This window comes from Gaiella sp., assembly GCF_035558935.1.
GTDB lineage: Bacteria > Actinomycetota > Thermoleophilia > Gaiellales > Gaiellaceae > Gaiella.
Genome location: NZ_DATMBZ010000145.1, coordinates 1 through 5,743 on the forward strand (window position 1 = coordinate 1; position 5,743 = coordinate 5,743).

6 protein-coding genes are annotated in these 5,743 nt (G+C 70.8%); 5 read left to right on the forward strand and 1 reads right to left on the reverse strand.

The genetic code is table 11. The annotated features are described in order from the left end of the window. Positions 1-280, forward strand: a 280-nt coding sequence (locus VNM44_RS13930; protein ID WP_325626490.1) for a hypothetical protein, incomplete at its 5' end; no start/stop codon positions are given. Between the two features lie 298 nt (positions 281-578). Here VNM44_RS13930 and VNM44_RS13935 read toward each other — a convergent pair. Continuing rightward, positions 579-1,766 (reverse strand): alkaline phosphatase family protein, encoded by a 1,188-nt coding sequence (locus tag VNM44_RS13935; RefSeq protein WP_325626491.1) that lies wholly within the window; start codon positions 1,764-1,766, stop codon positions 579-581. 77 nt (positions 1,767-1,843) lie between these two features. On the opposite strand from VNM44_RS13935, the gene VNM44_RS13940 reads away from it, so the two are divergent. From VNM44_RS13940 to VNM44_RS13955, 4 genes are all read left to right on the forward strand, one after another. After that, positions 1,844-2,869: an LLM class flavin-dependent oxidoreductase gene (locus VNM44_RS13940; protein ID WP_325626492.1), complete on the forward strand. Its 1,026-nt coding sequence runs from the start codon at positions 1,844-1,846 to the stop codon at positions 2,867-2,869. Between the two features lie 18 nt (positions 2,870-2,887). Beyond that, positions 2,888-3,724, forward strand: coding sequence for an alpha/beta hydrolase (locus VNM44_RS13945; RefSeq protein ID WP_325626493.1), 837 nt, complete (start codon positions 2,888-2,890; stop codon positions 3,722-3,724). Between the two features lie 61 nt (positions 3,725-3,785). Beyond that, the gene (locus VNM44_RS13950; RefSeq protein WP_325626494.1) at positions 3,786-4,139 is read left to right on the forward strand and encodes a PadR family transcriptional regulator; all 354 of its coding nucleotides are present in this window, start codon (positions 3,786-3,788) and stop codon (positions 4,137-4,139) included. 3 nt (positions 4,140-4,142) lie between these two features. Beyond that, positions 4,143-5,480, forward strand: a complete 1,338-nt coding sequence (locus VNM44_RS13955) for a permease prefix domain 1-containing protein (RefSeq protein ID WP_325626495.1) — start codon at positions 4,143-4,145, stop codon at positions 5,478-5,480. Positions 5,481-5,743 lie beyond the last annotated feature (263 nt).

Sequence of the window (5,743 nt, forward strand, 5' to 3'; positions counted from 1 at the left end):
CCGGATCCGCCTGTGGAAGGGCGACCAGATCGACATCCGCGACCCGCGCGACAGCATGGCGCTGTTCCTGCGGCTGACCGCCTATCCGGCCTCGATCGGCGATCCGGATCTCTTCCGCGCCGTCGCCCGACGCGTCAACGCCCTCGACCCCCCGGACGCCCTGGCAAGGGACGAGGCCCTCGTCGCGCGAGCGCTCGAGCTCTCCCCCGACGGCGCCCGTCCGCAACTCGGGCCGAGCCGCGACGAGCTCCTGCGGCTGCTCGCGCGGGCCTCTGGTTAGAGCGCGCGATCGTCGTCGTCGGCAGGAGCTCCTCCGATGGGCTCGAGTCTCCCGCGGTCCCGCCCCGCGTCACGCAGTCCAGAGGCGGAGCGGGTACTGCGCTGCGATCCGGGTGAAGTCCTCGTCCGTCGTCAGCATCGTCGGCTCGTGCCTGATGCACAGCTGCGCCAGGAGAGCGTCGATGGCGCCGACCGGAACGCCCTTTCGGCGGCATGTCGTGCGGCGGAGGGACGGTTGGAATGCCGTTGTTACGATCGATCGGCATGGGGAGCGCATCTCGGCCTGATCGGCTTGGCGCTCAGGCGACCCACGCGACGAGCGGAATCTCCATCTCCTGTGGGCTCAGGCCGCCGTGCTGGCCGAAGAGGCGTTGGACGAAGCGGCCGGGCTCGTGCCAGTACACCGCTTCGCCGTGGCGCGGTAGCACCGCGACGTTCGCGAGCCGCGCGGAGAGGCGTGGCGACGGCTCGGCGAAGATTCCCTCTTCGATCAGCTCCGCCACGGGAACGACGTCGGCGACGCCGTCGAGCCGCTCGGCAAGGCCGGTGCAGACCGCCTCCACATCGCCCTCGCGGGCGTGGAGGAAGAGGTCGCGGCAGGAGCCCGCGGGGGCGAGCGGTTTCCCGTCGGCGCCCGTCTCGAGCTGCCCGGCGAGCTCGGGCCAGATCTGGTTCACGTAGACCGTCCGCGCCGGGTCGACGGGCGACATGCCGTGGTCGGCGGTGAGGAGCACGAGCGTCCCGGGCGGGAACGGCACGCCCGCGAGCGCGTCCAGCACGAGCCGTACGCCCGCGTCAACGAGCGGATCGTCCGGCCCGACCGCGTGCATGAGCGAGTCGATCTCGTCGAGGTACACGTGGGCGTAGCCGGCGCCGTCGTGCAGCGCAGCGGCTGCTGCGGCGAGGCCGCGCTCCGTGGATTCGAACGGGACGATCTCCGTGCCGCCCAGGAGGGCGAGGTTCGGTGCCGCGCCCGCGATTGGCGCCGGGAGGACGACCGTGCTGCGCACGCCCGCGTCGGAGAGGCGAGCGTAGATCGAGTCGGTGGGGAACAGGTCATCGGGATGGAGATGTCCCGCGAGCGTTCCGCGCACGCCGTCCCCGGCGAAGGAGAAGAGCAGCGGCGTGACCAGCCGGTCGAGGGACGGCTCGTAGACGTGCCACTCGTAGAGGCCGTGGTCCGAGACGGGCAGGCCGCTGTGGATCGTCGTCACCTGCGCGGTGGTCGTCGACGGAAACTGAGCCGTCAACTGGGTGAGCAGACCCTCCGATCGGGCCCGGACGAACAGCGGATGTCCGGTATGCCGCTCGAGGAACGTCCAGCCGAACGCGTCGAAGTAGACGAAGACGATGCGCTCGAAGCGTTCCCGTAGGAGCGGCTCGTCGAGCGTGGTACCGCCCGTGGCGCCCGTGAGCACCCGTTCGACGGTGGCGGGGAGCTGGTCGAAGCACCGCGTTCCCCGCTCCGGTCGACGCCAGTCGCGCATCGGGCCAACCTAGTCGAGCGAAGGCTGTCCGCTTCCGCCTGCCGCAGACGCCGGGTGCCGTGGGCGAGGATGAGCACGTGAAGCGGATCGGCTTCCTGTCGTTCGGTCACTGGGGACCTTCGCCCGCCTCCCGCGTGCTCACGGCCTCGGACGCGCTGCTCCAGGCGGTCGAGCTCGCGGTGGCGGCCGAGGACGTCGGTGCCGACGGCGCGTACTTCCGCGTGCACCACTACGCGCAGCAGCTGGGATCGCCGTTCCCGCTGCTCGCGGCGGCCGGCGTCCGGACGTCGCGAATCGAGCTCGGCACCGCCGTGATCGACATGCGCTACGAGAACCCCTTCTACATGGCGGAGGACGCGGGGGCCGCCGACCTGCTCGCAGGCGGCCGGCTCCAGCTCGGCATCAGCCGCGGCTCGCCGGAGCAGGTGATCGACGGCTGGCGCTACTTCGGCTACCGGCCGGCGGAGGGGCAGACCGACGCCGACATGGCGCGCAGCCGCACGCAGGTGTTCCTCGACCTCCTGCGCGGCGAGGGGTTCGCGGAGCCCAACCCGCACCCGATGTTCCCGAACCCGCCGGGCCTGCTGCGGCTCGAGCCGCACTCACCGGGGCTCCGCGAGCGGATCTGGTGGGGCGCAGGGTCCGACAAGACCGCCGCGTGGGCGGCCACGCTCGGCATGAACCTGATGAGCTCCACGCTCGTGGAGGACGATGCAAGCGGAGATCCGTTCCACGTCGTCCAGGCACGGCACATCCACGCCTTCCACGAGGCGTGGACGGCGGCCGGGCACGAGCGCGAGCCACGCGTCTCGGTCAGCCGCAGCATCTTCGCGCTCGTGAACGACACGGACCGCCGGTACTTCGGCCGCGGCGGCGGAGACGACGACCACGTCGGCTTCATCGACGCGAGCACGCGAGCGATCTTCGGCCGCACATACGCTGCGGAGCCGGACGCGCTCGTCGAGCAGCTCGCGCAGGACGAGGCGATCGCCGCGGCCGACACGCTGCTCCTCACCGTGCCGAGCCAGCTCGGCGTCGAGTACAACGCCCATGTCATCGAGAGCGTCGTGAAGCACGTCGCTCCTGCCCTCGGTTGGCGCTGACCGAAGACGATGGTCGCCGTGACGTGGGTCGAGTTCACGACGCACGACGACGGGCCGCTGATCGCGGGTCGTCGCGCCGGCAGCGGGCCGCGCGTGCTCCTGCTGCACGGCGGGCCGGGGCTCGGCTTCGACTACATGAGCGAGCTCGCCGACGAGCTGGCGGACGAGAACGACGTCGCCTGGTACCAGCAGCGAGGTCAGGAGCCGTCGGCGGTCGGAGGGCCGCATTCGGTGGCGCTCGACGTCGACGATGCGCGTCGCGTGCTCGACGCGCTCGGCTGGGAGCGGGCATACGTCGTCGGGCACTCGTGGGGCGGCCACCTTGCCCTGCACGTGGCCGAGGCGATGCCCGACAGGCTCCTCGGCGTGCTCTCGGTGGATCCGCTGGGGGCGGTAGGCGACGGCCGCTGGCCGGAGTTCGACGAGGAGATGTTCCGCCGGACTCCCGAATCGGTGCGCGAGCGTGCGCGGGAGATCGACGAGCTGAGCATGGCCGGCACGGCAGACGACGAGCTCGCCCTCGAGGGAATGCGGCTCGTGTGGCCGGCGTACTTCGCCGACCCGGAGCACGCGCCGCCGATGCCCGCGCTCCGCATGTCGAGCGCACGCTCGGGCGAGATGGTGCCGTCGATCCTCGCCGGGCTTCCGGCGCTCGAGGCGGGACTGTCGGGGATCCGCGTTCCCGTCGGGTTCGTCCACGGCTCTCGAAGCCCCATGCCGCTCGCAGCCTCGACCGATGCAGCGGACCGGATACCGGGGGCGTGGGTCGAGGTCGTCGAGGGCGCGGGGCATTTCGTGTGGTTCGAGGCTCCGTGCGCCGTTCGCGCGGCGCTTCGACGGCTCACACGCGAATAGCCCGGTTGCGTTCAACAATACCTTGTGCTTCTATGCATCGTAGTTCGACCCATGGAGGGCGATGCGCATCGACAAGGATCTCGTCGCGGCCTCGGCGACACCGCTCGTGCTTGCGATCCTGGCTGATGGTGAGAGCTACGGCTACGCGATCCTGAAGCGAGTCCGCGCGCTTTCCGGGGGCGAGCTCGAGTGGAGCGACGGGATGCTCTATCCACTGCTCCATCGCCTCGGCCGGCTCGGGTACGTGACGACCGAGTGGCGGAAGCCGCCGGAAGGGCGCCGTCGCAAGTACTACGTCATCACAGACGAGGGGCGATCTGCGCTCGCCGATCATCGGCGGCAGTGGCTGACCGTCACCCGGGCGCTCGACGACGTGTGGCCCGGCTCGCTCCTGGCATCGGCCGGTGAGGCCTGAGCGATGGAGAGCGTGGAGTCGCAGATTGCCCAGTGGCGCACCTACGTCTCGAGAGCCCCGGCCGTCAACGGGCACGACGTCGACGAGCTCGAGGACCATCTCCGCCACGAGATCGCGGAGCTGAGCACCGCGGGCCTCGCCGAGGACGAGGCGTTCCTCGTCGCCGTGAAGCGGATGGGGGATCTCGACGCCGTTTCGCGGGAGTACGCGCGTGAGCACAGCGGACGCCTGTGGAAGCAGCTGCTCGGGCCCGACGAAGAGGCGCCGCTCCTTGCGGCCGGTTGGCTCGATGCGCTTGTCCTCGCGGTCGCCGCCGCCGTCGTCATCCAGGTTGCGCGCCTCGCCGCCGGCTTCCCCGACGACGAGCCGACCTGGTTCGCGCGGAACCTCGGCCTCCTCGTCCTGCCGTTCCTCGCCGGGTACTTCGCCCGTCGGCGGCAGCTCGACCCCCGCGCGTGGCTGATTGCCGCGGTGCCGTTCGCGGTCGCGGCGCTCCTCGTCAACCTCTATCCGTACGACTCCGACTCGGACACCGAGGTCCTGGTCGCCCTCCACCTCCCGGTCGTGCTGTGGTTCGCGGTCGCGTTTCCGTACATGGGCGGGACGATCGGGTCGCACGAGCGCCGGATGGACTTCGTCCGCTTCACCGGCGAGTGGTTCATCTACTACGTGCTGATCGCGCTCGGCGGCGGCGTGCTCATGGCGTTGACCGCCGGGATCCTCGAGCCTTCGGGAGTCGACGTCGACCGTGTCGCGGAGTGGGTGCTGCCCTCCGGCGCCGCCGGGGCGGTCGTCGTCGCCGCGTGGCTCGTCGAGTCCAAGCAGCGCGTCGTCGAGAACATGGCTCCCGTGCTGGCGATGCTCTTCACGCCGCTGTTCGCGGTCATGCTGGCGTGTGCCGCCGTCGTCTATGCCGCGACCGGGCTCGGCGACGCCTTCGACCGCGAGCTCCTGAGCGTGTTCGACGCTCTGCTGATCGTCGTCCTCGGTCTCGTCCTCTACGGGCTCTCCGCGCGCGAGCCCTCCACCTCGCCGAGCTGGATGGACGGCGTGCAGCTCGTCGCCGTCGTGTTCGCACTCGTCCTCGACCTGCTGGTGCTCGGGTCGATGGTCGCCCGCATCGGCGATCTCGGGTTCACGCCGAACCGGACGGTCGCGCTCGGCCTCAACCTCGTCCTGCTCGTGAACCTGGCCGGTGCCGCGTGGCTCGCGGGCCGATTCCTCAGACGGCGCAGCACGCTCCATCGGCTCGAGCGCTGGCAGACGAGCTACCTGCCCGTCTTCGCTCTCTGGGCTGCGGCGGTCGTGGTCGTTCTACCGCCGCTCTTCGGCTTCAGCTGATGACCAACTTCTCGTGGATTTGCGCCCGGTGCATTGCGGCGCGGCCGGGATTCCCGGACAATCGTCGACGACAACGTAGACGTCTTGAGCCGCACGTCGAGCGCGGCGTGTGGGCCTCGTCACGTCTCCGGCGCGCCCGGGGGCGGAGGCTCCGTCACCTGAGCCCTGTCTGGCCGAGTCCGGGCCGGCGCCCTCGATAACGTCGTCGCGTGCGTGAGTGGGCCGCCGAGATCACCGTTGACGAAAGCCTCGCGCGGCGGCTG